Consider the following 23,009-nt stretch of genomic DNA (forward strand, 5'->3'; position numbering starts at 1 on the left):
ACGGTCAGCCGGTGACGGACCGGACGGCCTCGCGGATCACCTCGGCGACCTGCGCGGGCTGCGAGAGCATCATCAGGTGCGAGGTGTCGAGCTCGACGGTGGTCATCCCGGCCCGCCGGTAGCCGAACCGTTCGACCTCCGGGTTGATGGTCCGGTCGGCGGCGGCGACGATCCCCCAGGACGGCTTGGTCCGCCACGCCGCGTTCGGCGCACTCTCGCCGAACGCGGCGGCGGCCAGCGGCCGTTGGGAGACGGCGAGCACCCGGGCCAGCGCCGGGTCCACGTCCGCGGCGAAGATCTCCGGCAGCCGGTCCACCTGCACCGAGACATCGGTGCCCTCGCCGCCGCCGTCCAGCGGGAACGGCGTGTACACCAGCGCCTCGGCCAGCTCGGAGGCCGGGAAACGGCCCTGCAGCTCACCCAGGCTCTCGCCCTCCTCCAGCGCGTAACCCGCGAGGTACACCAGCGCCTTGACGTTCTCCTCGGCCCCCGCGACGGTGATCACCGCGCCACCGTAGGAGTGCCCGACCAGCACCACCGGCCCCGGGATCTGCCGCACCACGGACGCCAGGTAGGCGGCGTCCCCGGTCAGGCTGCGGTTGGGCCCGGCGGGTGCCACCACGTTCAGGCCGTCGGCGAGCAGTTCGGGGATCAGCCGGGCGAAGCTGGAGGCGTCCGCGAAGGCGCCGTGCACCAGCACGACGGTAGGGGTGGTGTTCTCGGTCATGACGAAGTCCTAGGAATCGGTGGGCAGTTGACGTCCCCCGTAGGGGAAGGGCCCAGGTTAGGAATCCGCGCCCGCCGCGCTTGTTCCGCCAGCGCACGCCGTCCGGCCCACCCACGCCCTACCCCGGCCGCCGGGGGGCGCCGAGGTAGGTGAGGACGGCGAGGACGCGGCGGTCTCCGCTGTCCTCCGGCGGGAGGTCCAGCTTCCCGAAGACGTTCCCGACGTGCTTGTGCACGGCCCGCTCGGTGACCACCAGGCGGTCGGCGATCTCGGAGTTCCCGTACCCCTGGGCCATCATCGCGAGCACCTCGTGTTCGCGTTCGGTGAGCCGGGACAGCGGGTTGCCGTGTGTCGCGAACAGTTGCCGGACGACGTCCGGGTCCAGCGCGGTGCCGCCCGCGGCCACCCGGTGCAGGGCCTCCAGGAAGTCGTCCACCCGGGCGACCCGGTCCTTGAGCAGGTAGCCGACACCGGTGCCGTCGGCGAGCAACTCCCGGGCGTAGGTGTCCTCGACGTACTGGGAGAGCACCAGGATCGGCAGACCGGGCACCTGTTCCCTGGCCTGCAGAGCAGCCCGGATGCCCTCGTCGGTGAAGCTCGGCGGGAGGCGGACGTCCACCACGGCCACGTCCGGCCGGTGGGCGACGGCGGCCGCGACGAAGGAATCGCCGTCCCCGACCGTGCCGATCACCTCGTTGCCGAGGGCACCCAGCAGCGCGGAAAGGCCTTGCGCGAGCAGCGCGTTGTCCTCGGCGATCAGGATGCGCACGGGCACTCCACGGTGATCACGGTCGGCCCGCCGGGCGGGCTCTGCACCCGCAGCGCGCCGTCCACCGCCTCCACCCGCTGCCGCATCCCGCGCAGCCCGGTGCCGCCACCCTCGGCGGCCCCGCCCCGGCCGTCGTCGACGACCTCCGCGCGGACGGCCGCGCGCGTTCTGGTCAGGGTGACCGACACGGACTCGGCCCGGCTGTGCTTGGCCGCGTTGGTGAGCGCCTCGGTGACGGCGAAGTACACGGCGACCTCGATCCGCGCCGGTACGTCGCCCAGTTCGCCCACGTCGAGGGTGGCCGGGACGGCGCAACGGGCGACCACCGCCGCGACCGCGCCGGCCAGGCCCCGGTCGGCGAGGATCGGCGGGTAGACGGAGCGCAGCACGTCGCGCAGTTCGGCCATCGCCTCCTCCGCACCCTCCCGCGCCCTGGTCAGCAGCGGGCCCACCGCCGCCGGGTCGATGCCGAACGTCCTTTCCGCCAGCCCGAGTTGCATGGCCAGGTTCACCAGCCGGGCCTGGGTGCCGTCGTGCAGGTCGCGCTCGATCCGGCGCAGCTCGCTGCCGTGCGCGTCGATCGCGCCGGTACGCGTCCGGTCCAGCGTCGCCACCCGTTCCGCGAGAGCCTCGGCCGCCGAGGGGGCGAGCAGCCACCGGCTCACGGACGCCGTCGCCCCCGCCACCAGCGGCGGGCCGAACAGCGCCAGCAGCACGGCCAGCAGGAGCTGCGGCACGCCGACACAGATCGCGGATCCCCAACTGTCGATCGGAGCATCCAGAATCAGCCTGATCGGCTCCCCCGCCGGGAACAGCCACCACAGCCCGGCCAGCACCAACACCGCCACCGGAAACAGGAACAGCGCCACCCCGAGCAGCCCGAGCACCGTCCCGGCCACCATCGTCCCGGGTGCCCAGCGCAGATCCCGGCCGGTCGCCGGATCCGACAGCATCACCATCAGCCGCCGCCGCCCGTGCACCCCGGCCCTCGCCACCGGCGCCACCCACCGCCCCAGCCGGTCGCGCTCGACGTCGGCCAGCCGGCGCAGCAGCCGCAACTCGTACGGCAGGACCAGCAGACCCAGCCCGACCAGGCACAGCACGGACGAGTAGACCAGCACGGGCACCAGCACGATCAGCGCCAGCCCGCAGCCGAAGCTGGCCGCGCAGTACCCGGCGGCCCGCGCCGAACGACCGGCCACCGCAAGCGTTTTCGACAACGTGTTCACGGCGGCCAGTCTTCCCGTCCGGCCCTCCCGGCACAGTGGTGCCTGCTACACCATCGATCGACGAGCCTGCACGATCGCCCCGGCCACCACCCGGTTCATAGCGTCCCTGCCATGAAACCGACCCCGCCCTCCGGCCTCCTTCCCTTTCTCGCCATCAGCTTCGCCGGGGCATGGCTCGCCATGGTCCCGCTCTGGCTCGACGGCCTCCGCCGGACCAGCGCCGCACAGGGCACGCCACCGCTCGCGGCACTGTGCATGATCCTCATGATGCTGGTCCCGGCCCTGACCGCCTTCGGCCTCACCGCCCGCCGCCACGGCCCGCGCGCGGCCGCCCGGCTCCTCGGACTCACTCGCGCCACCCCCTGGCGCCACGAACTCCGCTCCGTAGCAGTCGCGTTGACGATCCCCCTCGGCCTCACCGCCGCCGGCCTGACCCTGTCGACCCTCGCGGGCTGGTACTCCCCCGCCCACCTGCCCGGCCCCGCCACCCTCACCCCGCTCGCGCTGAGCGCACTGGTGTCCGTCCCCCTGTACTTCGGCGAGGAACTCGGCTGGCAGGGCTACCTGTTGCCCCGCCTGCTCCGTTACGGCCGAACGCGCGGCCTGCTGATCGGCGGCGCGATCTGGGGCGCCTGGCACGTCCCGATGACCGCCCTCGGCGGCAGCTACCCCGGCCACTCCGTCCTGCTCGGCATACCCGCCGCCGTAGTGACCGCCATGCTGCTCGGCACCGTGATCGCCACCGTCCGCCTCGCCACCGGCTCGGTCTGGGCGGCCGTCGCCACGCACATCTCCCTCAACGAGTTCGCCCTCCCCCTGACCCACGAGATCTCGGCCCGCCTCGTCGACCCCCTGCTCGCCGGCCCCCTGAGCATCACGACCTGGCCCGCAACCACCCTGGCGGTGCTGGGGGCCTGGCTGGCCCACCGCCGTCGCACGGAGGCATAGACCGCAGCATGCCGAGACCCCGCCGCCCGGCTGGGCAGTGGGGTCTCCGGGCCGGTCGGTACGGGCTCGGACTTCGCCGAAGCGCCCAGCGGCTGCGGCGGCCACGAAGGCACCCCACGCTTCGCTGGGGAAGCCCAGAACCGGCTGATCCGAGCCGAACCGAGCAGCCCCGGGCGGGACGTGTGCCCTCAGCCGGCGGTCAGCCGGTAGCGGCCGGACTCGCGGGTCAGCAGGCCGGCGTCGACGAGGGCGCGCCGCAGCGAGACGGCGTCCAAGGGGCCGTCCTCGCACCAGGGGTGGAGGCGGTTGGTGACCGTTCGCTCGTCGTACTCGTCGCCGGGCGCGAAGGTGGTCGCGGCGAGGTGTCCGAGGACGGCGCGGCGGGCGTCGGGGTCCTCCTCGGGGAGGTCGACCAGGGTGCCGCCGCGGATGTGGCCGCGCAGCCTCGGGTCGGGCTGGTCACTGGCCGCCTCGTCGGCGAGGCGGCGGGTGGCGGTGTCGGCGGCGGTGGTGAGGGCGTCCTCGTTGAGGGCGACGGTGCCGCGGCCCTGGACGAGCAGGCCGGCCCGGACGAGTCGGCCGATGGCCGGGGCGGCGTCGGGGGCGGTGAGGGCCGAGGTCGTGAGGATCTCGGTGGAGGTCGTCGCGCCCAGGGCGACCGCCGCGAACACCCGGCGCTGGATCGGGTCGGCGAGCTGGATGGCGAGTTGGTCGGGTGTCATGCGGGGAACGCGTCCTCTCCGGAGCTGCGTGGTCCCGGCCGGAAACAACGGCCGCAACTCACCGTACCCGCAGCCGAGTTCGGCGCCGAACCGATTAATGTCGCCCCGGCCGGTCAGCCCCCGGTGCGCTGGGCGCGCCACTCCCGGGGCGAGACGCCGAAGGCCGTCCGGAAGGCGCGGCTGAAGTGCGCGGGGCTGACGAACCCCCAGCGCTGCGCGACCGCCGCCACCGGCGGGCCGGGACGGGAGAGTTCCCGGGCGGAGGCGTCCAGCCGGGACCGCAGGATGAGCCGGCTCACCGTCACTCCCTCGCCCTCGAAGAGTCGGTGCAGGTAGCGCAGCGAGATGTGGTGGGCCCGGGCGATCGTCTCCGGCGACAGGCCGGGGTCGCCGAGGTTGCGCGCGATGTGTTCCCGGATCCGCCGGACCAGCTGCCCGTTGGAGGAGCGGGCGTCGTCGGTGGCCCGCGTCGCGGACAGTTGGGCGACCATCGTGCCCACCAGGTCGGCGACGCTGCCGGCCAGCCGGTCGGCGACCGGCGTGGTGTAGGAGGGCGCGGAGTCGCCCAGCGTCCGCAGGAACGGCAGCAGCACCGACCCGAACCCGTCGTCGGCGGTCACCGGGGTGCCCGTCACCTGGCGCAGTTCGCTCTCGGGGACGCCGAGCAGCCGGCGCGGCAGGTGGAACAGGTGGGCGCGGGACGGCTTCGGGTACTCGATGACGTACGCCCGCGCGGTGTCGTACAGGACGAACTCGCCCTGGCCCAGCACCGTCCGCTGCCCGTCCTGGGTGATCATGCACTCGCCGGCCAGTTGCAGCCCGATGCCGACCATCGGCTCCTGCCCGCCCCAGGCGTACCGGCCCGCGAGGCGGGGCGGCAGCGCCACGGCCGTCTCCAGCGTCGCGACCCGCAGGTAGCCGAGCCGGGACAGCATCGCCCGCTCGCCCGGCGACGCCCCCGCGAACGCCGGGTCGGTCGCGGCCGGCGGCCACGGCCACGTCGCGCCGGGCACGCACCCGTTCGCCATCCACCCTGTCATCCGACTGCCTCCTTCCACCGAGGTCCTGCTGCGAGCCTGCTCCGCGACCCGAGCGACGGCTTAAGTCATCTGACTGACCGAGTGTGCCTGTGCGCTGTGAGTCCGCTCTCTGTGCACGGAGAGAACAGTCAGCGCTGGTCGAGCGCGTGGGCCAGCGCGGCCCGTGAGGTGATGCCGAGCTTCGGGAAGACCTTGTACAGGTGCGTCCCGACGGTGCGCGGCGACAGTTGCAGCTGGCAACCGATCGCCTTGTTGGTCAGGCCGGTCGCGGCCAGCCGGGCGATCCGCAGCTCCTGCCAGGTCAGCTCGGTCGCGTCCCCGGGCGGCGCGCCGGCGGGCACCGCCACCGGGTCGCCCGCGGCCCGCAGTTCGTCCTCGCACCAGCGGGCCCAGGGCAGCGCCCGCAGGCGGCCGAAGTCGAGGTGCGCGGCGCGCAGCGCCTCCCGGGCGCCGGGCCGGTGGCGGCGGCGCAGCCACGCGCCGTGCGCGAGCCGCAGCCGGGCCAGGTCGAACACCCACTGCTCGGCGCCGGGGACGGCGAACGCCGCCCGGTAGGCGTCCTCGGCCTGCTCGTCGTCGGCGGCCAGCGCGGTGGCGGCGGCGAACAGCAGGGCGTGCCGGTCGGAGATCGCCGCGGTGCCGGCCGCGCGCGCCGCCGCGAGGTGCGCCAGCGCCTCGTCGCGGCGGCCGGTGAGCACCGCGGCGGCGACCAGGTCGAAGACCAGCGCGTGCCGCCAGGGCGGCCCGGCGACCGGCTGCCCGGGCGGGGCGAGTTCGCGCAGGTGCAGGTACGCCTCGTGGGGGCGGCGGTGGGCGAACGCGACCAGGGCCCGCAGGTGGGTCAGCCGGTCCAGCACGTACCGCATCCGGGCCCGGGTGGCGATCGGCCGGATCGCGTCGTCGATCTCCCGCAGGCCGGCCTCGTCGCCGCGTCCGGCCAGGAAGTGCGCGAGGAACTGGCGGAACATCAACGCGTTGGTGTGGTAGCCGAGTTCGTCGGCGATCTCGGCCTCGCGCCGGCACAGCGATGCCTGGTCCCAGCGGCCGAGCAGGAAGTCCTGGTGGGCCTTGGCCTTGGCGACCGAGCCGTGGGTGGCGTACCCGTGCTGCCCGGCGAAGCGCTGCCACACCTCGCCCTCGGCGGAGTCGAGCGCGCAGGCCGTCCACAGCAGCAGCCAGGCGACGCCGGCCTCCCTCTCGGCGGGCAGGTCGCGGGCCAACGCGAGCAGGGAGTCGGCGGTGCCCGGGCCGGGGTCGGTCCAGGCCTTCAGGCAGAGCCGGCCAGCCTCGGAGACCTGTGCGCGGTGCCGTCGCAGTGCCCGCCAGGCCCACGGGTCGTCGGTGTAGGCGGCGGCCAGCAGCAGCTTGAACCAGATCTGTTCGAGCAGGCCGCCGAAGGTGTCGGCGCCGGGCGCGGTCAGCGCGTCGAGGGCGGCGGGCAGCAGCGCGGCGGAGGACTCGAAGTCGACGTGGTGGCTCTGGTCGGCGTAGACCACCGCGTACGCGAGCAGCGGGGCGATGTCGGCGGGCACCGTGCTGACGGTCAACTCCCGTACCAGCGCGGCGGTGTGCCGCAGCTGCCCGCCGCGGGCGGCCATCACGGCGGCCCAGCCGGTGCGGCGGGCGCGGTCGTGGGAGTCGGTGCTGAGCACGGCGGCGCGTTCCAGCAGCAGCGCGCCCTCCGCGTCGCCGCCGCGCGCGGCGAGGTCGTGACCGGCCGTCTCCAGGCGGCGTGCGAGGGCGTCGTCGGGCAGCAGTGCGGCGGCGGACTCGTGGGCGAGGCGGCGCGGGTCGTCGGGGGCGAGCGCCTCGGCGAGGTCGCGGTGGGCCTGGCGGCGGGCGGCGTCGGAGGCGGCGGAGACCACGGCGGTGCGGGCCAGTGGGTGCCGGAACACCAGCTCCCCGCTCTCGGCGAGCCGGGCGATGCCGGCCGCGTCGAGCCGGGCCAGCGCCTCGTCGAGGGTCCGGCCGTCGTCGGCCCGCAGCCAGCCGCCGCGGACGAGAGGGCCGGATCCGGGGCCGCTGGCGAGCGCCGCGAGCAGCAGCAGGCGGGTGGCCTCGGGCGGCAGTTCGCCGAGCCGTTCGGCGAAGATCCGTTCCAGTCTGCCGCCGAGCGGCAGCAGCTCGGGCAGCGGGGCGACGCCGCGCTGCTGGGCGGCGGCCAGCTGCGCGGGCAGCTCGACCAGGGCGAGCGGGTTGCCGGCCGCCTCGGCGAGCACCCGCTCGCGGGTGGTGGTGGCGAGTTCGGGCCGGCAGCTGTCCAGCAGTGCGGCGGCGTCGGCGGGCGGGAGCGCGCCGAGGTCGACGGCCTCGGCGGACCAGATCCGCGTGGAGCGGCCGCCGGGGCGGCTGCCGGTCGCGATCACCACCGGCAGCCGGGCGGCGCGGCGCTGCAGGAAGGCGAAGACGGCGGCACTGGAGGAGTCGAGCCAGTGCAGGTCGTCGAGGACCAGCAGCACGGGGGCGGTGCGGGCCGCCTCGTCCAGCAGGGTCAGGGCGGCGGCGCCGACGGCGAAGCCGCTCGGGGTGCCGGAGCGGACGCCGAACGCGCTCTCCAGGGATTCCCGCTGGTGGCCGGTGAGGGCCTCCGAGTCCTGGAGCAGCGACCAGAACACCTGGTGCAGGGCGCCGAACGCGTAGTCGGTCTCGGCCTCGGTGCCGACGGCGCGCAGCACGGTGAAGCCGCGTTCGCGGGCCTTGCGCTCCACCCAGGCCAGCAGGGTGCTCTTGCCGACCCCGGCGACGCCGCGCAGCAGCACGGTGGAGCCGCTCCCGCCGTCCTCGGCCTGGACCAGTGCCGCCGTCAGCAGTTCGGTCTCCCGCTGCCGGCCGATCAGGCCGGGAAGCCGCCCGCCGTCCACCGTTCCTCATTCCATCGCCAGTCGCCCCGCGCCCCAGGCTATCCCCACCCCTCCCGGCCTCGGAACGGCACCCCTGACCTGCGGCGATCACCCCTGATGCGGCTCACTCCCGGTAGAGCAGCGCGGTGACGCCCGCCAGGGCCGCGCCGGCCACCAGGGCCCAGGCGAGCTGGCCGTGCAGGACCAGGACGGCGCCGGGGATCGCGCCGGCCAGCATGGTGGCGACGGACAGGATGCGGCGGCGCTGGCGCGGGGCGGTGCCGCCGGCGAGGCGGGAGTCGGCGGCCAGGCCGGTCAGGGTGAGGGTGAGCACGGTGGTGGTGAGGTCGGGCACGCCGAGGGCGCGGACGGTGCCGTTGCGGATGCCCATCGCCACCGCGCCGAGCGTGATCACCGCGTACCGGGCGACGGAGCCCTCGACGGTCCAGGCGAACGCCACGGCGGCGGCCACCCCGTGCAGCGCGACCTCCAGGGCCAGTGCGGTGCGCAGCCGTCCGGTGCGCCGGCCGGTGGTGAACCGGCCGGCCAGGACGGCGCCGAGCAGGAACGCGCCGAGCGAGGTCACCGAGGCGGCGACGGAGAAGCCGGGTGCGCCGGCAAGGGCGAACGCGATGACGACCACGTTGCCGGTCATGTTGGCGGTGAAGACGTGGCCGAGGCCGAGGTAGCTGACGGCGTCGATCAGTCCGCTGGCCATGGTGAGCCCGAACAGGGCCAGCGCCAGCGGGTGGCGGTCGGTGATCTGCGGTGTGGGCGGTGCGGACAGTGCGGACGGTGCGGACGGTGCGGACGGTGTGGGGGTGGACACGGCGGCGCCTCCTGGGGCGGGATGCGGGCGGGATGCAGGCGGGATGCGGGCGGGACGCGGGCGGGATGCGGGCGGGGGCACCGCCGCAGCATGCGCGGCGATGCCCCCGGAGGGAAGTGGGCGTCAGAAGAAGCAGGGGTCCTGCGGCAGCACCGGCTGCCCGGAGGCAGGGAGGGCGCGGCCGCGGGCCACCCGCCAGGCGTACTGCTCGTCGGAGGACGCGGCGGCCTCCAGCACCCGGTCGGCCTGCTGGGCGCCGGCCAGGCCGGGCGCGGGGCTGGCCTGGTAGCCGCCGAAGCGGGCGACGGGGCTCCACTCGGGGCTGATGGCGGGCAGCTCGGCGATCAGGCCCTCGTGCTCGGCGACGGCGTGCACGATCTTGCCGCCGACGACGGTGAGCACGGACTCGATGTGCGCGATGTCGGCCTCTTCGACCGTGAAGTAGTCGGCGCTGAGCACCGCCAGGTCGGCGTAGCTGCCGACGGCGAGGCGGCCCTTGACGTCCTGCTCGCCGGTGAGGCGGGCGCCGCCGAGGGTGAACAGCTCCAGGGCCTGGGCGCGGTCGAGGCGGTTGTGCTCGGCGGCGAGGCGGCGGCCGGAGAGGGCGCGGCCGGAGACCAGCCAGTGCAGCGCGACCCACGGGTTGTAGGAGGAGACCCGGGTGGCGTCGGTGCCGCCGGCCACGGTCAGGCCGCGGTCCAGGATGGCGCGCAGCGGCGGGGCCTCGGCGGCCTTGGCGGCGCCGTAGCGGTTGACGAAGGCCTCGCCCTGGAAGGACAGCCGGTTCTGCACGGAGATCGAGCCGCCGAGCTTGGCGATCCGGTCCAGGCTCTCGCCGCTGACGGTTTCGGCGTGGTCGAACAGCCAGCGGTTGCCCTGCGGGAACAGGCCTTCGGCGGCGAGCTTCTCGAAGACGGCGAGGTCGCGGCGGATCGTCTCGTCGTAGGTGGCGTGCAGCCGGAAGCCCCAGCCGTTCTCCATCAGCATCCGGACGGCCTTCTCGAACTCGCTCTCGTACGCGCCGAGTTGCGGTCGCGGTTCGGTGAAGTTCTCGAAGTCGGCGGCGGCCCAGGTGAGGTTCTCGCCGGCGCCGTTGAGGCGCAGCCACTCGTCGCCCTCGCCGGGGCGGACGGTGTCGATCCAGCGCTTGAGGTCGTCGAGTTCCTGTCCGGCGGTCTGCGGGAACAGGTGGTAGGCGATGCGCAGGGTGAGCTCGCCGCGGCGGGCGAGTTCCATGACGGTGCCGTAGTTCTCGGGGAACGCCTGGAAGCCGCCGGCGGCGTCGATCGCGGAGGTCAGGCCGAAGCGGTTGAGCTCGCGCAGGAAGTGCTTGGTGGAGTCGAGCTTGTCGGCCTCGTCGAGCATCGGCGCCTTGGCGAGGGTGGAGTAGAGCAGCAGGGCGCCGGGCGCGGCGATCAGCAGGCCGGTGGGCTCGCCGTCGTGGCCGCGGACGATCTGGCCGCCGGCCGGGTCGGGGGTGTCCCGGGTGAAGCCGGCGGCGCGCAGCGCGGCCTTGTTGAGCAGCGCCGACTGGTAGAGGTGCAGCACGAAGACGGGGGTGTCGGGGGCTGCGGCGTTCAGCTCCGCCAGGGTGGGCAGCCGGCGCTCGACGAACTGGTCGGCGGACCAGCCGCCGACCACCCGCACCCACTGGCCGGCGGGGGTGCGCTCGGCCTGCTCGCGCAGCATGGCGAGGGCCTGGCGGAGCGAGCGGACGCCGTCCCAGCGCAGTTCCATCACGTAGTTGAGGCCGCCGCGGATGACGTGCAGGTGCGCGTCGTTGAGGCCGGGGACGACCCGGCGGCCGAGCGCGTCGACCACCCGGGTGCCGGGGCCGACCAGCGGGACGATGTCGGCGTCCTCGCCGACCGCCCGGATCACGCCGTCGCGGATCGCGACCGCGGTGGCCTGCGGGCGGCGCGGGTCGTTGGTGAACACCTTGGCGTTGCGGACGACCAGGTCGGCGGGCTGTTCGGGGGCGGGGGTGCCGGGGCGTATTCCGGCGACGGGCATGGTGGACATGGCGGGTCCCTTCCGGGCGGTGCGGGGGGCGGTGCGCGTGGTGGCGCGGGTGACGGTCAGTGGAAGCCGAGGACGGGGGCGGTCGGGCTCGAGCCGTCGGCGGGGCGAATGCCGCCGAGAGTCACCAGTGCGGCGAGTTCCTGCCCGGCGCGGTCGATCCGGCTGGGCAGGGTGTCGGTGTGCGAGTCGCCGGTGCCGCCCCAGTCCTCGGAGGCCGCGAAGACGGCGGTCGGGGCGACCAGGGCGCGCTGGTAGGCGAACAGCGGGCGCAGCGCGTGGTCGAGGGCCAGCGAGTGCCGGGCGGTGCCGCCGGTCGCGCCGACCAGGACCGGCTTTCCGGCCAGCGCGCCGGGGTCGAGCAGGTCGAAGAAGGACTTGAACAGGCCGCTGAAGGACGCCGAGAAGACCGGCGAGACGGCGATCAGCGCGTCGGCGTTGCTCACCTCCTCCAGCGCGGTGCCGAGCGCGGGCGCCGGCCAGCCGGTGACCAGGTGGTTGGAGATCGGGCCGGCCAGCGGTCGCAGCTCGTGCAGCTGGACGTTGACTTCGCGTCCGCTCGCGGCGAGCGCGGCGGTGGTGGCCTCGGCGAGGCGGTCGGCGAGCAGGCGGGTGGAGGAGGGGACGCTGAGTCCGCCGGAGACCACGGCCAGGTTCACGGTGCTCACTTGGCGGCCTCGGTCTGCTGTCCGGCCGCGACCAGCGAGGCGTGGGTGGGGGCGTCCGGCACGCCGGCGGGGCGGTTCTTCGCGAACTCCTTGCGCAGCACGGGGACGACCTCTTCGCCGAGGATGTCGAGCTGCTCGAGGACGGTCTTCAGCGGCAGGCCGGCGTGGTCCATCAGGAACAGCTGGCGCTGGTAGTCGCCGACCGCGTCGCGGAAGGAGAGGGTGCGCTCGATGACCTGCTGCGGGCTGCCGACGGTCAGCGGGGTGGCCTCGGTGAACTCCTCCAGCGACGGGCCGTGGCCGTAGACGGGGGCGTTGTCGAAGTAGGGGCGGAACTCGCGCACCGCGTCCTGCGAGTTCTTCCGCATGAAGACCTGGCCGCCGAGGCCGACGATGGCCTGCTCGGGGGTGCCGTGGCCGTGGTGGGCGAAGCGGGTGCGGTACAGCTGGATCATCCGGCGGGTGTGTTCCTGCGGCCAGAAGATGTTGTTGTGGAAGAAGCCGTCGCCGTAGTAGGCCGCCTGCTCGGCAATCTCGGGGCTGCGGATCGAGCCGTGCCAGACGAACGGCGCGGTGCCGTCGAGCGGGCGCGGGGTGGCGGTGAAGCCCTGCAGCGGGGTGCGGAAGCGGCCCTCCCAGTCGACCACGTCCTCGCGCCAGAGGCGGCGCAGCAGCGCGTAGTTCTCGGTGGCGAGCGCGATGCCCTGGCGGATGTCCTGGCCGAACCACGGGTAGACCGGGCCGGTGTTGCCGCGGCCGAGCATCAGGTCGACGCGGCCGTCCGCGACGTGCTGGAGCATCGCGTAGTCCTCGGCGATCTTCACCGGGTCGTTGGTGGTGATCAGCGTGGTCGCGGTGGAGAGGATCAGCTTCTCGGTCTTCGCGGCGATCCAGCCGAGCATGGTGGTCGGCGAGGACGGCACGAACGGCGGGTTGTGGTGCTCGCCGGTGGCGAAGACGTCGAGGCCGACCTCTTCGGCCTTGAGCGCGATCGCCAGGATCGCCTTGATCCGCTCCCCTTCGGTGGGCATCCGCCCGTTGGTCGGATCGACCGTCACATCGCCGACGCTGAATATCCCGAACTGCACGGGGTGGTACCGCCTTTCACAAGCTGTGCACGGCCGGATCGGGCCGCGCCTCGACCGTAGGCACCGAACGGGCGGCCGATCGCCTTTCCAGCGCATGACCAATTGCCCCAAAGTGCACTGAAGTTGCAGCCCACGAACGGTGTGCGTTGTCGGAACAGCGCCGGGCGCGCAGCGGGCAGAACCCGGCGCCGACCGGGGATTAGCTTGGTTGACGTGGCACCCCGGCAAAACCGGTTGAGTGCCGGCTGAGCGTCTGACGCTCCGTCAATTCTCTCGATTTTCAAAGAAGAAGGAACCATCATGGTCGACTTCGCCAACGTCAAGGCTGCCCCCAGCCCGGACCTGCTCACCCCCGAGAACTCGATGATGCTGTTCGTCGACCACCAGCCGCAGATGTTCTTCGGCACCGGTTCCGGCGACCGCACCTCGATCATCAACTCGACCGTGGGTCTGGCCAAGGCCGCGAAGATCTTCGACGTGCCGGTGGTCCTGTCGACCGTCGCCGCCGAGTCCTTCTCCGGCCCGATCCTGCCGCAGCTCAAGGCGGTCTTCCCGGACCAGGAAGTCATCGACCGCACCACGATGAACGCGTGGGAGGACGAGGCCCTGGTCGAGGCCGTCAAGGCCACCGGCCGTAAGAAGATCATCCTGTCGGGTCTGTGGACCGAGGTCTGCCTGGTCCTGCCGGCGCTCTCCGCGCTGGGCCAGGGCTACGAGGTCTACGTCGTGGCGGACGCCTCCGGTGGCGTCAGCCCGCTGGCCCACGAGCACGCCCTGCAGCGGATGACCGCCGCCGGCGCCGTGCCCGTCACCTGGGTGCAGGTCCTGCTCGAGCTCCAGCGCGACTGGGCCCGCTCGGAGACCTACGTCGCCGTCACCGACCTGGTCAAGGAGCACGGCGGCACCTACGGCCTCGGCGTCTTCTACGCCCAGTCGATGATCAACCCGCACGCCGCGGGCTGACCGCCATGAACACCGGTCTCCTCCTGCTCCGCCTGGTCGTCGGCCTGCTGATCGCCGGGCACGGCGTCCAGAAGGTCAGCTACCACCTGGGCGGCAGCGGACTGGCGGGCGGTACCGCCGAATTCCGGGGTGATGGCTTCCGGGGCGGGATGCTCACCGCCCTGGCTGCCGGCGGTACCCAGATCGGCGCCGGGCTGATGCTCGCGGTCGGTCTTCTCACTCCGCTCGCGGGCGCGGGCGTCATGGGCGTCATGACCGTCGCCCTGACGGTCAAGTGGCCGCACGGCCTGTGGGTCCAGCACGACGGGTACGAGTTCCCGCTCGTACTGATCGTCACGGCCGCCGCACTCACCGCCACCGGCCCCGGCCAGTGGTCGGTGGACGGCGCGCTCGGCCTGGCCGACTGGCCCCTGTGGTGCCTCGCGCCGGCGCTGGTCGCCGGTGTCGGTGGCGGTCTGGTCACCCGGTTCGTCCTGCACCGCAAGTAGGGCAGCACCGCAGAAGGGCTCGGGCCCCTGGACGCACTCGCTCCAGGGGCCCGAGCCCTTCTGCACACCATCAACTCCTCACATCCCCAAGGCAAGGAACAGAACAGATGACGGCAGCGACGATGGAAGAGCACCGGCAGGCGGACACCGCGCCCCGGCCGGAGCTGCACACCATGACCCGGATCCACCTGCGGCCGATCGCCTCGCCGATGCCGCTCGGATTCTTCGCCGTGGCGATCGCCTCGGCGGTCACCAGCAGCCTGCAGCTCGGCCTGATCGACGGCGCGTACCGGCAGGCCGTGGCGCTCACCGTGTTCTCCGCCTTCCTGCTCCAACTGGTGGTCGCCATCCTGGCGTTCGGCGCCCGGGACGTGATCGCGGCGACCCTGATGGGCGTCTTCGCCGGGGCCTGGCTGTCCTTCGGCCTGGTCACCGCGTTCGACGCGCCCGGCGCCCGGCACGTGATGGGCGTGCTGAACCTGACGTTCACCGTGTTCGCCGCCCTGATGGCCTCGGTGGCCCGGCCGAAGAAGGCCCTGTGGGCGGTCCTGCTGGTCGCCACCCCGCGCTACTTCGTGGCCGGCCTGGGCGGCGTCACCGGCTTCGAGTGGCTGACCCACATCGCCGGCGTGCTCGGCGTCCTGCTCGCGCTGGTCGCGGTGTACGCCGCGTACGCCCTGATGGTGGAGGAACTGCGCGGCCGCGACGTCCTGCCGATCGGCCGCAGCGGCCCCGTCAAGCACGCCATGACCGCCGAACTCGCCGATCAGCTGCACGGCTTGGAGCGCCAGGCCGGCATCCGCCGCACGCTCTGACCGACCGCACGGGCAACAAAGAGGGGCCGTCCTCGGACGGCCCCTCTTGCTCACCGAACGCACAGGCCACCAAAAAAAGGGGGCCGTCCGAGGACGGCCCCTTTTGGTGTGTGCCTACAGCTCCGGCCTACAGCTCCGGGCCTACAGCTCCGGCGTGGCGACCAGGTGCTCCGCGAGGAACCACACCTGGGTCTCGCCGCCGCGGATGATCTGCGACACCAGCAGGTCCTGGGTGCCGTCGTCGCCGAGCTCGGCGGTGCGGTTGGCGGCGTCCCGGGCGTCGGTGATGACGCGCTCGTGGGCGTCCAGCAGCCGCGAGAGCATCGAGCGGACGTCCTCGAGGCCGTCCGGCGGGCGGGGCACGCTGGTGAACTCGGCGGCGTGCCGCAGGTCGCCGACCGCGACGCCACCGAGGGTCTGCACCCGCTCGGCGAGCGCGTCGATCAGCTCCAGCTGCTCCTGGGCGTGCTTGTCGAACAGCAGGTGCAGCTGGTAGGCCGTCGGGCCACGCATGCCCCAGTGGTACTTCTTGTACAGCCCGTACAGGAACTGGCTGTCCGCGAGGATGCGGTTGAGGCGCTGCGCCGAGTACAGGCGGGCGTCGTGCGACAGCGCGATCGGCAGCTGCGTGACGGTGCCGAACTCCTGGACGGCGGGGCCGCTCTGGTGCAGGCGGGGCTGGCTGGACATGGTGCTCCTGGTGATCTCGGGGTCGGGCGGCACCAGCGTAGGAACAGCCGGACCCCCGTCCTGTCCTGACCGCGCACGATCCGCAGCCGGTGAGCGCACGGGCGGTACCAGTTGACGGCGGGTCAGCAGGAAGGCGCTCTGGGACGACCGCGTGTGCTCTCCCAGACGATCGACCGCCTCCCACCGCTCCTACCGTGTGACTCGTCAACAGCCCGCCAGCCGGGCCGACCGCCCCGTAACGAAAGTGAAGTGCCATGCCGTTCATCACCGTTGGCCAGGAGAACACCACCCCGATCGAGGTCTACTACGAGGACCACGGCACCGGCCAGACGGTCGTCCTGATCCACGGCTTCCCGCTCAACGGCCACTCCTGGGAGCTCCAGGAGGCCGCGCTGCTCGACGCCGGCTACCGGGTCATCACCTACGACCGCCGCGGCTTCGGCCAGTCCTCGCAGACCACCACCGGCTTCGACTACGACACCTTCGCGGCCGACCTGAACACCGTCCTGGAGACCCTGGACGTGCGCGACGCCGTCCTGGTCGGCTTCTCGATGGGCACCGGCGAGGTCGCCCGCTACGTGTCGACCTACGGCACCGAGCGGATCGCCAAGGTCGCCTTCCTGGCCTCGCTCGAGCCGTGCCTGCTGCTGACCGAGGACAACCCGGAGGGCGCGGCCCCGAAGGAGTTCTTCGACGGCATCATCGCCGCGGTGAAGGCCGACCGCTACGCCTACTACACCGACTTCTTCGAGAACTTCTACAACCTGGACGAGAACCTCGGCTCCCGGATCAGCGAGGAGGCCGTCCGCAACAGCTGGAACGCCGCCGCCTCCGGTGGCGCGTTCGCGGCCTCGGCCGCGCCGGCCACCTGGTACACCGACTTCCGCGCCGACCTGCCGAAGATCGACGTCCCGACGCTGATCCTGCACGGCACCGGCGACCGCATCCTGCCGATCGAGAACACCGCCCGCCCGTTCCACCGCGCGGTGCCCACCGCCGACTACGTGGAGATCGAGGGCGCGCCGCACGGCCTGCTCTGGACCCACGCCGCCGAGGTCAACTCCGCGCTGCTGGCCTTCCTGGCCAAGTAAGTCCGCACCGGACGTGACAGCCTCGCGCCCGGCATCCGCTCTCCGCGGATGCCGGGCGCGAACCATTTCCGGCGCGGCGTCAAATCCCGCGCGCCGCTTCGTGGATGAGCTCGGCGACCGCGCTCGGCCTGGAGACGGCCACGGCGTGCGAGGCCTCGGCGAGTTCCGTCACCCGGGCGCCGGCGCGTTCGGCGGTGAAGCGCTGCACCTCCGGCGGCAGCGCCTGGTCGGCGCCCGTCACCAGCGCCCACGAGGGCAGCTCGCGCCACGCCGCGACGGTCGGCGCGTCGCTGAACACCCGCTCGGCGACCGGGCGTTGGAGCGCGGCGAGAGCCTGCGCCAGCTCCGGGTCGAGGTCGGCGGCGACCAGCGACCGGTAGCACTCCCGGGGCACGGTCAGTTCGGTGGCCGGCCCCGCGCCGGGCGTGTGGACGGCGGTGCGCAGCAGGTGGGCCCGGCCCTGCCCGGGGGCGTGGCGGGCCACCAGGCCGTCGTAGCTCTCCCCCACGTCGGGCAGGTACGCGGCGATGTAGACCAGCGCGGCCACATTGGGCGCCGCCCCGGCCTCGGTGATCACCGCCCCGCCGTAGGCGTGGCCGACCAGCACCACGGGGCCGTCGACGCCCGCGAGCAGCGAGCCCAAGTAGGCGGCGTCGTGGGCGAGTCCGCGCAGCGGGTTGGCGACGGCGAACACGGTCAGGCCGCGGCGGTGGAGTTCGGCGACGACGCCGACCCAGGTGGCGGCGTCGGAGCAGCCGTCGTGGACGAGCACGACGGTGGGCCGGGTGGCGGACATAACGGCCTTTCGGGAGGCTGCCCGCAGCCGGGCGGGACTGCGGGCGCGGGGGGTGGGTCGGTCAGGCGGGGTGGACGCCGTCGGCGCGGGCGGCGGCGTAGGCCTGCCACTGGCGGGGCGAGACGCCGTAGGTCTCGCGGAACGCGCGGGAGAAGTGCGAGTGGCTGACGAAGCCCCAGCGGTGCGCGACGGCGGAGACGCTGGTCTGGCGGCGCGCGGGGCGCTCCAGTTCGCGGCGGCAGGCGTCCAGGCGCCGGTGCCGCACCCACTGGCCGACCGTCGTGCCGTCCTGCTGGAAGAGCTTGTGCAGGTAGCGCACCGATATGTGCTGCGAGCGGGCGATCGACTCGGGCGAGAGGTCCGGGTCGGCGAGGTTCTCCTCGATGTGCTCGCGCAGCCGCGCGAGCATCTCGCCCGCGCCGGACGCCTGTTCGGCGCTCTCGCGCTCCAGCAGCTCGGTCACCAGGATGGCGACGATGTCGGACACGCTGCGCGCCAGGTGGTTGCCGGGCCGGGCCCGGTGGGCCTGGGACTGGCCGGCCAGGGTGTGCAGGAACTGCGAGGCGAGCGCGCCGACGCCCGCGTCGCCGCGCGCCAGCAGTCCGCCGGTGCGCCGCACGTCGGCCTGCCGGACGCCCAGGTAGAAGCACGGCACGCGGAACCGCAGCATCCGGCACTCGGCGTCGCGCAGCAGGCCCACCGGGTGCGGGGTGGCGCCGATCAGCAGGTCGCCGGGGGCGAGCACGGTGCAGTGTTCGCCCTGCCGCAGCGAGGCCGCGCCCTGCACGTGCAGGGCGACGTACAGGCAGTCCAGGGGATCGGCGCCGGGCGGCGGCGAGAGGACGTCGATGACGCCGGCGTAGAGCGCCTGGTCGAGCAGCGAGCAGTCGTTTTCGGGCATGGGTGAGGAACCCGAGGGGATCACGGGAGTCTCCGACCGGTTGTGGGCGGTGGTGCGAATTACTTGGGACAGGAGCCAGATCTAGGAGAGGAACTTCTCCACGACGGCGTTGAACGCGTCGGGGTTCTCCAGGAACGGGAAGTGCGAGCTCGCCACGGACTTCGGGAACACGTGCAGCCGCGCTCCGGGGATCCGTTCGGCGATGTAGCGCTGCGAGGCGGGGTCGACGTGGCTGCCCTCGCAGCCGAGCACCAGTGCCGGTACGTCGATCCGGCCGAGCACGTCGCGCCAGTCCTGGGCGCAGTTGTCGAACAGCAGCGGGACGCCCGCGTAGGCGGGGGTGGCGCGGATCTCGTCCAGGACGAAGGCCAGCACACCGGGGTCGGTGTCGCCGCTGAACATCGAACGGACGAAGCCCTCGCGGACCTGCGCGCCGTCCGGCCCGGCCAGCGCGGCGCACAGTTCCAGCAGCCCGGCCACGTCGAAGACGGCGCCGGACTCGCGCTGTTCGGCGGGCGTCGTCCAGGGCACGGCGGCGACGGCGGCGGGCTGGTCGACCAGCACCAGGCGGCGGATCCGCCCGGTGCCGTACTGGTCGGCGAAGCTCCACCACACCGAGGCGCCCATCGACCAGCCCAGCGCGTCGAACGCGTCCAGGCCGAGGTGGTCGGCCAGTTCGCGGACGTCGTTTGCCAGCCGGGCGATCCGGTAGCCGTGGTGGGGCTTCTCCGAGCGGCCGTGGCCGCGGAGGTCCACCGTCACCACCCGCCGGCCCGGGGCCAGTCCGGCGAGCTGGTGACGGAACATCTCCTGGGTCTGCCCCCAGCCATGGAGCATGACCAGCGGGACGCCGTCGCCGCCGCTGTCGCGGTAGCTCAGGCGCACTCCGTCCTTGGTGATCATTTCGTTCATGGTGTCGGTGTCCGGTCCGTTCGGGTCTGCTGTGGATGCGGGAAACGTCCAGGTCCGAAGGTGTGGGCCCGGTGGCAGCTCGTGATGTCGATTCTGGTCGGGGTGGCAGGGCGCTGACCACCGACCGATGTAGGGATTGCCTGCCGAACCTTTCTCCCTCTGTAGGGCCGGCATGTCATCGGTCTGTAGCAGCGGCCGGGTCGGTCCGGCTGCCGATCAGTTCCAGCAGCCGCAGGCCCGTGTGCAGCACCAGGCGGTGCGCACCGTTGTCCAGGTCCAGGCCGGTGATCTCCTGGATCTGCCGCAGGCGGTAGTACAGCGAGGTGCGGTGGACCTCCAGGGTCTCCGCGGTCCGGGGCACCGAGCCGGCGTTCTCCAGGAAGCAGCGCAGCGTCTCCTCCAGCTTGGCGTTGGCGCCGCCGTCCAGGAGTTTCCGCAGCGGTTTCGGCAGCAGCGAACTGTTCAGCGCGTCCTCGGGCAGCTGGAGCAGCACGGTGTACTCGCCGAGCCGTTCCCAGTCGGCGATGCCTTCCAGCCGGGGCAGCCGGCGGGCCGCGCGGAGCGCCACCCGGGCCTGGTCGTGGGAGATCCACGCCTCGGCGAGCGCGCCGCGACGGCCGCCGACGCCGATCACGACGGCCGTGCCCGGTTCCAGGAAGGTCTTCAACGAGCGTGCCACGGTGCGGCATTGGAAATCCAGGTCGTCCTCGGTCGGCTCGCGCTCGAAGACCTGCACCAGCACCGCCCGGTCGCCTTCGACGGCGAGCAGCCCGAGCGCCGCCCTGGTCCGGCGGAACGGGTCGAGGGCGGCGCACAGCGCCACCTCGACCCGGCCGGGGGCGTCACGCTGCCGGGAGACGGCCACGGTGGTCACCACCGTGTGCGGCCCCTCCGGGAGCAGGCCGTCCTCGACCAGCCGCCGGTGGGCAGCGCAGCGCTGCTCGGAGTCGTGGCCGACCAGCCGGGACACCAGCTGGCGGCTCTCCTCCTCGTCGAGGTCCGAGGCCAGGCGCTGGGCGTACATCTCGGCGGCCAGCGCGCGGGCGGTCCGGTCGATGGCGGCGATCTGTTCGCCGGTCAGCGCGGCGTCCGTGATCACCACCATCAGGATGCCCAGCAGGTAACCGCGTTCGCGGATCGGTACGCAGTAGCGCGGCCGCAGCCCCAGGTCGTCCCGGGCGGGCAGCACGCCCGGCCGGGTCCACTGGACGACGCCCTGCGACAGCACATAGCGGATGGCCTCGTCGTCCGCGATGCCCTGAAGCAGGGTGCGCACCCGCACACCGTCCTCATCGCCGAAGTGCCGGCTGGTGCAGATCATCCGCACCAGCGGGTCGTCCAGGACGACGGAACGGCCGAGTTCTTCGGCCAGCCCGTCGACCAGGGCCTGGAGCGCCTCGCCGCCAGGACGAGCGCGCTGGATCAACATCGTCATGATCAAGCCTCCCGCCGCATTCATACAAGAAGCGAAACGTGATAGCCAAACGTTCAACAAAGCGCGAAAACGGCCCCGCCGACGGGTCCGCGACGCCCTCCCGAAACCCGCCTCAATCACCCGAACTCCCCCGCGCATCAGACAAGTTGGCCAAAGCCCCCAACCGCGCCCGACCCCGCCGCACCGGACGGCCCCCGCCCCGGCGGCGGGCGAACGGTGCACGGATCGTCACGTCGCCGTGCATCGCCGGAACATCCGCCCGATCGGCGCCCGCGTAACCTGCCGGGAGGCTCCACCTCCCCCCCCTGGCCGCCGGCAGCTCCCAGGACCGGGGCGAGAGCACCGCACCGCCGTCGGCCGCCACGCCACCGACCGGCCGCACCTTCACCGCGCGCACACCGGACGGCCCCGCCCGTCCCCACCGGATTCAGGAGAACTTCATGTCCGCCCCCCACCCGCTGTCCGACCCGCAGCCGGAGGCCATCAGCACCGACCTCGCGCTCGACGCCCAGATCGTCCTCGGCGAGCACCAGTCCATCGCCGTACCCGTCCGCCTCGGCTACTGCGCCGACGACCCGTACGCCGTCGCCCTGGAGTTCCTCGGCCAGGCCTCCGAGGCGGGCGTCTGGCAGTTCTCCCGCGACCTGCTCTGGGAAGGTCTGCAGAAGCCCACCGGCCTCGGCGACGTCCGCATCTGGCCGCCCTGCCCGTGCCACGGCCGCACCGAACTGCGGATCATGCTCCAGGGCGACGACGGCAGCGTGCTGCTCGACCTGCCGGCCCGCCAGATCCGCCGCTGGCTGCGCCGCGACACCTTCTCCCTCGTCCCGCCCGGCACCGAGGGCACCCGGATCGACTGGGACACCGAACTGCACACCCTGACCGGCTGACCCCACAAACCCGATGCCCGGGCCGCACCGCGCGGCCCCATCGCGCGGGGCCCGTCGCCCGGGGCCGTCAGCCCTCCGACCGGCCGAGCAGCTGCCACTCGCGCGGCGCCATCCCGTAGGTCGCCCGGAACGCCCGGCTGAAATGACTGGAGTTGACGAAACCCCAGCGCCGGGCGATCCCCGCCACACCTGCCTGCTCGGCCATCGGCCGGCGCAGGTCCCGGCCGCACCGCTCCAGGCGCTGCGCCCGGATCCACGCCCCGACGGTCGCCCCCTCCTGCTGGAACAGCTTGTGCAGGAACCGCACCGACACGTGATTGGCCTCCGCGATGCCGGACGGCGACAGGTCCGGGTCCCCGAGGTTGCGCAGGATGTGGTCCTTGATCCGCGCCAGCGAGGCGGCGGCATGCGCCTGCGGGGGCCGCTCGCGCCCGCACCGGTCCTCGACCACCAGCGACAGCAGGTCGAGCGCGGTCGCCGCGGCCCGCCGCCCGACCGCCTCGTCCAGCGTCGCCGCCTCGCGGGCCATCCCCGCCAGATAGGTCGCCGCCAGGGCCGCGCTGCCCTCGGGGGCGAACGCGGTCGCGGTCAGCGCGCGCAGATGCCGCTCCTCGACGTCGAGCGCGGCGCGCGGGAAGTGGAAGGACGTGAACACGAAGTCCTCGGCCATCCGCTTGCGGAAGGTGCGGGACGCGTCGGTGATCGAGAACGACCCGGGCCGGATCAGCGTCTCCCGCCCGTCCTGCTCCTTGAGCGCGGTGCCGCTCTGCTGGAGGGTCAGGATCAGTGCGGCGGACTCGTCCCGCTCGATCATCCGCCGGGTGCGGGTCGCCGCCTGCGGCGCGGCCCGCACCTGGAGGATCCGCATCGGGCCGAGCCGGTGACTGGAGATCGTCCCCGGCGCCGGCTCCTCCTCCAGGAACTCCACGGCCATCGGCACGTACGCGGTGGCCACCGCCGCGCGCCACATCTCCGCGTGCTCGGCGGCGGACAGCGGCCCGGTGGGGAGCTCGGCGGACACGGGAACTTCCTCTCGTTCGACGCCGGCCCGTCGGGAACCGGCCCCGAAATCACACCATCTCCGGACGCCCCGGCCCAATTCGGGGCCCTTCAACGCCGGAGCGCCGACGGGAGAAGTGCCTCCCGCCG

General features: G+C 73.3%; 22 protein-coding genes. 6 read left to right on the forward strand and 16 right to left on the reverse strand.

Annotation, left to right across the window (positions count from 1 at the left end):
* Positions 1–4: 4 nt before the first annotated feature.
* From ACGFWJ_RS05100 to ACGFWJ_RS05110, 3 genes are all read right to left on the reverse strand, one after another.
* Complete coding sequence (locus ACGFWJ_RS05100; protein WP_387635922.1) at positions 5–727, reverse strand: alpha/beta fold hydrolase; 723 nt, start codon at positions 725–727, stop codon at positions 5–7.
* Between the two features lie 118 nt (positions 728–845).
* Positions 846–1,496, reverse strand: coding sequence for a LuxR C-terminal-related transcriptional regulator (locus ACGFWJ_RS05105; protein ID WP_392945361.1), 651 nt, complete (start codon positions 1,494–1,496; stop codon positions 846–848).
* Positions 1,484–2,725 (reverse strand): histidine kinase, encoded by a 1,242-nt coding sequence (locus tag ACGFWJ_RS05110; protein WP_392945362.1) that lies wholly within the window; start codon positions 2,723–2,725, stop codon positions 1,484–1,486. The genes ACGFWJ_RS05105 and ACGFWJ_RS05110 overlap by 13 nt, the downstream gene beginning before the upstream one ends.
* Positions 2,726–2,836: 111 nt before the next feature.
* On the opposite strand from ACGFWJ_RS05110, the gene ACGFWJ_RS05115 reads away from it, so the two are divergent.
* Positions 2,837–3,673, forward strand: a complete 837-nt coding sequence (locus tag ACGFWJ_RS05115; protein ID WP_392945364.1) for a CPBP family intramembrane glutamic endopeptidase — start codon at positions 2,837–2,839, stop codon at positions 3,671–3,673.
* 188 nt (positions 3,674–3,861) lie between these two features.
* On the opposite strand, the gene ACGFWJ_RS05120 is transcribed toward ACGFWJ_RS05115, so the two are convergent.
* The 7 genes from ACGFWJ_RS05120 to ACGFWJ_RS05150 all read right to left on the reverse strand — a co-directional run bounded on the left by ACGFWJ_RS05120 (position 3,862) and on the right by ACGFWJ_RS05150 (position 12,879).
* Positions 3,862–4,395 carry a DUF2087 domain-containing protein gene (locus ACGFWJ_RS05120; protein ID WP_392945366.1) on the reverse strand — a complete coding sequence of 178 codons (534 nt, stop codon included), beginning with the start codon at positions 4,393–4,395 and terminating at the stop codon, positions 3,862–3,864.
* Positions 4,396–4,508: 113 nt separating this feature from the next.
* Entirely contained in the window at positions 4,509–5,435 is a 927-nt protein-coding gene (locus ACGFWJ_RS05125; RefSeq protein ID WP_392945368.1) for a helix-turn-helix domain-containing protein, read from the reverse strand.
* Between the two features lie 128 nt (positions 5,436–5,563).
* Complete coding sequence (locus tag ACGFWJ_RS05130; RefSeq protein WP_392945370.1) at positions 5,564–8,296, reverse strand: AAA family ATPase; 2,733 nt, start codon at positions 8,294–8,296, stop codon at positions 5,564–5,566.
* A 103-nt stretch (positions 8,297–8,399) separates the two neighbouring features.
* Positions 8,400–9,104: a YoaK family protein gene (locus ACGFWJ_RS05135; RefSeq protein ID WP_392945372.1), complete on the reverse strand. Its 705-nt coding sequence runs from the start codon at positions 9,102–9,104 to the stop codon at positions 8,400–8,402.
* 123 nt (positions 9,105–9,227) lie between these two features.
* Positions 9,228–11,126, reverse strand: a complete 1,899-nt coding sequence (locus tag ACGFWJ_RS05140; RefSeq protein ID WP_392945374.1) for an amidohydrolase — start codon at positions 11,124–11,126, stop codon at positions 9,228–9,230.
* A 56-nt stretch (positions 11,127–11,182) separates the two neighbouring features.
* Positions 11,183–11,782 (reverse strand): FMN reductase, encoded by a 600-nt coding sequence (locus ACGFWJ_RS05145; RefSeq protein WP_392945480.1) that lies wholly within the window; start codon positions 11,780–11,782, stop codon positions 11,183–11,185.
* Between the two features lie 5 nt (positions 11,783–11,787).
* Positions 11,788–12,879 carry an LLM class flavin-dependent oxidoreductase gene (locus ACGFWJ_RS05150; RefSeq protein ID WP_387635950.1) on the reverse strand — a complete coding sequence of 364 codons (1,092 nt, stop codon included), beginning with the start codon at positions 12,877–12,879 and terminating at the stop codon, positions 11,788–11,790.
* A gap of 300 nt (positions 12,880–13,179) precedes the next feature.
* On the opposite strand from ACGFWJ_RS05150, the gene ACGFWJ_RS05155 reads away from it, so the two are divergent.
* The 3 genes from ACGFWJ_RS05155 (at position 13,180) to ACGFWJ_RS05165 (ending at position 15,145) form a co-directional block, all read left to right on the forward strand.
* Positions 13,180–13,842, forward strand: a complete 663-nt coding sequence (locus tag ACGFWJ_RS05155; protein ID WP_392945377.1) for a hydrolase — start codon at positions 13,180–13,182, stop codon at positions 13,840–13,842.
* A gap of 5 nt (positions 13,843–13,847) precedes the next feature.
* On the forward strand, positions 13,848–14,330 hold the full coding sequence (locus ACGFWJ_RS05160; protein WP_387859100.1) for a DoxX family protein: 483 nt from the start codon (positions 13,848–13,850) through the stop codon (positions 14,328–14,330).
* A gap of 107 nt (positions 14,331–14,437) precedes the next feature.
* Positions 14,438–15,145: a GPR1/FUN34/YaaH family transporter gene (locus tag ACGFWJ_RS05165; RefSeq protein WP_392945379.1), complete on the forward strand. Its 708-nt coding sequence runs from the start codon at positions 14,438–14,440 to the stop codon at positions 15,143–15,145.
* 141 nt (positions 15,146–15,286) lie between these two features.
* Here the strand turns inward: ACGFWJ_RS05165 and ACGFWJ_RS05170 are convergent, their stop codons facing one another.
* Positions 15,287–15,835 (reverse strand): Dps family protein, encoded by a 549-nt coding sequence (locus ACGFWJ_RS05170; RefSeq protein WP_387635960.1) that lies wholly within the window; start codon positions 15,833–15,835, stop codon positions 15,287–15,289.
* 254 nt (positions 15,836–16,089) lie between these two features.
* On the opposite strand from ACGFWJ_RS05170, the gene ACGFWJ_RS05175 reads away from it, so the two are divergent.
* Complete coding sequence (locus tag ACGFWJ_RS05175) at positions 16,090–16,926, forward strand: alpha/beta fold hydrolase (RefSeq protein WP_387635963.1); 837 nt, start codon at positions 16,090–16,092, stop codon at positions 16,924–16,926.
* A 79-nt stretch (positions 16,927–17,005) separates the two neighbouring features.
* On the opposite strand, the gene ACGFWJ_RS05180 is transcribed toward ACGFWJ_RS05175, so the two are convergent.
* The 4 genes from ACGFWJ_RS05180 to ACGFWJ_RS05195 form a co-directional block, all read right to left on the reverse strand.
* Positions 17,006–17,722 (reverse strand): alpha/beta fold hydrolase, encoded by a 717-nt coding sequence (locus tag ACGFWJ_RS05180; RefSeq protein ID WP_392945382.1) that lies wholly within the window; start codon positions 17,720–17,722, stop codon positions 17,006–17,008.
* Positions 17,723–17,783: 61 nt separating this feature from the next.
* Positions 17,784–18,623 carry a helix-turn-helix domain-containing protein gene (locus ACGFWJ_RS05185; protein WP_392945384.1) on the reverse strand — a complete coding sequence of 280 codons (840 nt, stop codon included), beginning with the start codon at positions 18,621–18,623 and terminating at the stop codon, positions 17,784–17,786.
* An 81-nt stretch (positions 18,624–18,704) separates the two neighbouring features.
* The gene (locus ACGFWJ_RS05190) at positions 18,705–19,535 is read right to left on the reverse strand and encodes an alpha/beta fold hydrolase (RefSeq protein WP_392945387.1); all 831 of its coding nucleotides are present in this window, start codon (positions 19,533–19,535) and stop codon (positions 18,705–18,707) included.
* A 175-nt stretch (positions 19,536–19,710) separates the two neighbouring features.
* On the reverse strand, positions 19,711–20,970 hold the full coding sequence (locus ACGFWJ_RS05195) for a PucR family transcriptional regulator (RefSeq protein ID WP_392945389.1): 1,260 nt from the start codon (positions 20,968–20,970) through the stop codon (positions 19,711–19,713).
* Positions 20,971–21,410: 440 nt separating this feature from the next.
* On the opposite strand from ACGFWJ_RS05195, the gene ACGFWJ_RS05200 reads away from it, so the two are divergent.
* The gene (locus tag ACGFWJ_RS05200; RefSeq protein WP_392945391.1) at positions 21,411–21,860 is read left to right on the forward strand and encodes an SsgA family sporulation/cell division regulator; all 450 of its coding nucleotides are present in this window, start codon (positions 21,411–21,413) and stop codon (positions 21,858–21,860) included.
* A 67-nt stretch (positions 21,861–21,927) separates the two neighbouring features.
* Here the strand turns inward: ACGFWJ_RS05200 and ACGFWJ_RS05205 are convergent, their stop codons facing one another.
* Complete coding sequence (locus ACGFWJ_RS05205) at positions 21,928–22,881, reverse strand: helix-turn-helix domain-containing protein (protein WP_392945393.1); 954 nt, start codon at positions 22,879–22,881, stop codon at positions 21,928–21,930.
* Positions 22,882–23,009 lie beyond the last annotated feature (128 nt).

The sequence above is a fragment of the Kitasatospora sp. NPDC048407 genome, from assembly GCF_043200475.1.
Lineage (GTDB): Bacteria > Actinomycetota > Actinomycetes > Streptomycetales > Streptomycetaceae > Kitasatospora.

Bases quoted from the DNA above. Each gene is read 5' to 3' on its own strand.
- ACGFWJ_RS05165 (WP_392945379.1), top strand. From the start codon at position 14,438: ATGACGGCAGCGACGATGGAAGAGCACCGGCAGGCGGACACCGCGCCC.
- ACGFWJ_RS05175 (WP_387635963.1), top strand. From the start codon at position 16,090: ATGCCGTTCATCACCGTTGGCCAGGAGAACACCACCCCGATCGAGGTC.
- ACGFWJ_RS05100 (WP_387635922.1), bottom strand. From the start codon at position 727: ATGACCGAGAACACCACCCCTACCGTCGTGCTGGTGCACGGCGCCTTC.
- ACGFWJ_RS05170 (WP_387635960.1), bottom strand. From the start codon at position 15,835: ATGTCCAGCCAGCCCCGCCTGCACCAGAGCGGCCCCGCCGTCCAGGAG.
- ACGFWJ_RS05190 (WP_392945387.1), bottom strand. From the start codon at position 19,535: ATGAACGAAATGATCACCAAGGACGGAGTGCGCCTGAGCTACCGCGAC.
- ACGFWJ_RS05160 (WP_387859100.1), top strand. From the start codon at position 13,848: ATGAACACCGGTCTCCTCCTGCTCCGCCTGGTCGTCGGCCTGCTGATC.
- ACGFWJ_RS05185 (WP_392945384.1), bottom strand. From the start codon at position 18,623: ATGCCCGAAAACGACTGCTCGCTGCTCGACCAGGCGCTCTACGCCGGC.
- ACGFWJ_RS05195 (WP_392945389.1), bottom strand. From the start codon at position 20,970: ATGACGATGTTGATCCAGCGCGCTCGTCCTGGCGGCGAGGCGCTCCAG.
- ACGFWJ_RS05200 (WP_392945391.1), top strand. From the start codon at position 21,411: ATGTCCGCCCCCCACCCGCTGTCCGACCCGCAGCCGGAGGCCATCAGC.
- ACGFWJ_RS05115 (WP_392945364.1), top strand. From the start codon at position 2,837: ATGAAACCGACCCCGCCCTCCGGCCTCCTTCCCTTTCTCGCCATCAGC.
- ACGFWJ_RS05125 (WP_392945368.1), bottom strand. From the start codon at position 5,435: ATGACAGGGTGGATGGCGAACGGGTGCGTGCCCGGCGCGACGTGGCCG.
- ACGFWJ_RS05180 (WP_392945382.1), bottom strand. From the start codon at position 17,722: ATGTCCGCCACCCGGCCCACCGTCGTGCTCGTCCACGACGGCTGCTCC.
- ACGFWJ_RS05120 (WP_392945366.1), bottom strand. From the start codon at position 4,395: ATGACACCCGACCAACTCGCCATCCAGCTCGCCGACCCGATCCAGCGC.
- ACGFWJ_RS05155 (WP_392945377.1), top strand. From the start codon at position 13,180: ATGGTCGACTTCGCCAACGTCAAGGCTGCCCCCAGCCCGGACCTGCTC.
- ACGFWJ_RS05140 (WP_392945374.1), bottom strand. From the start codon at position 11,126: ATGTCCACCATGCCCGTCGCCGGAATACGCCCCGGCACCCCCGCCCCC.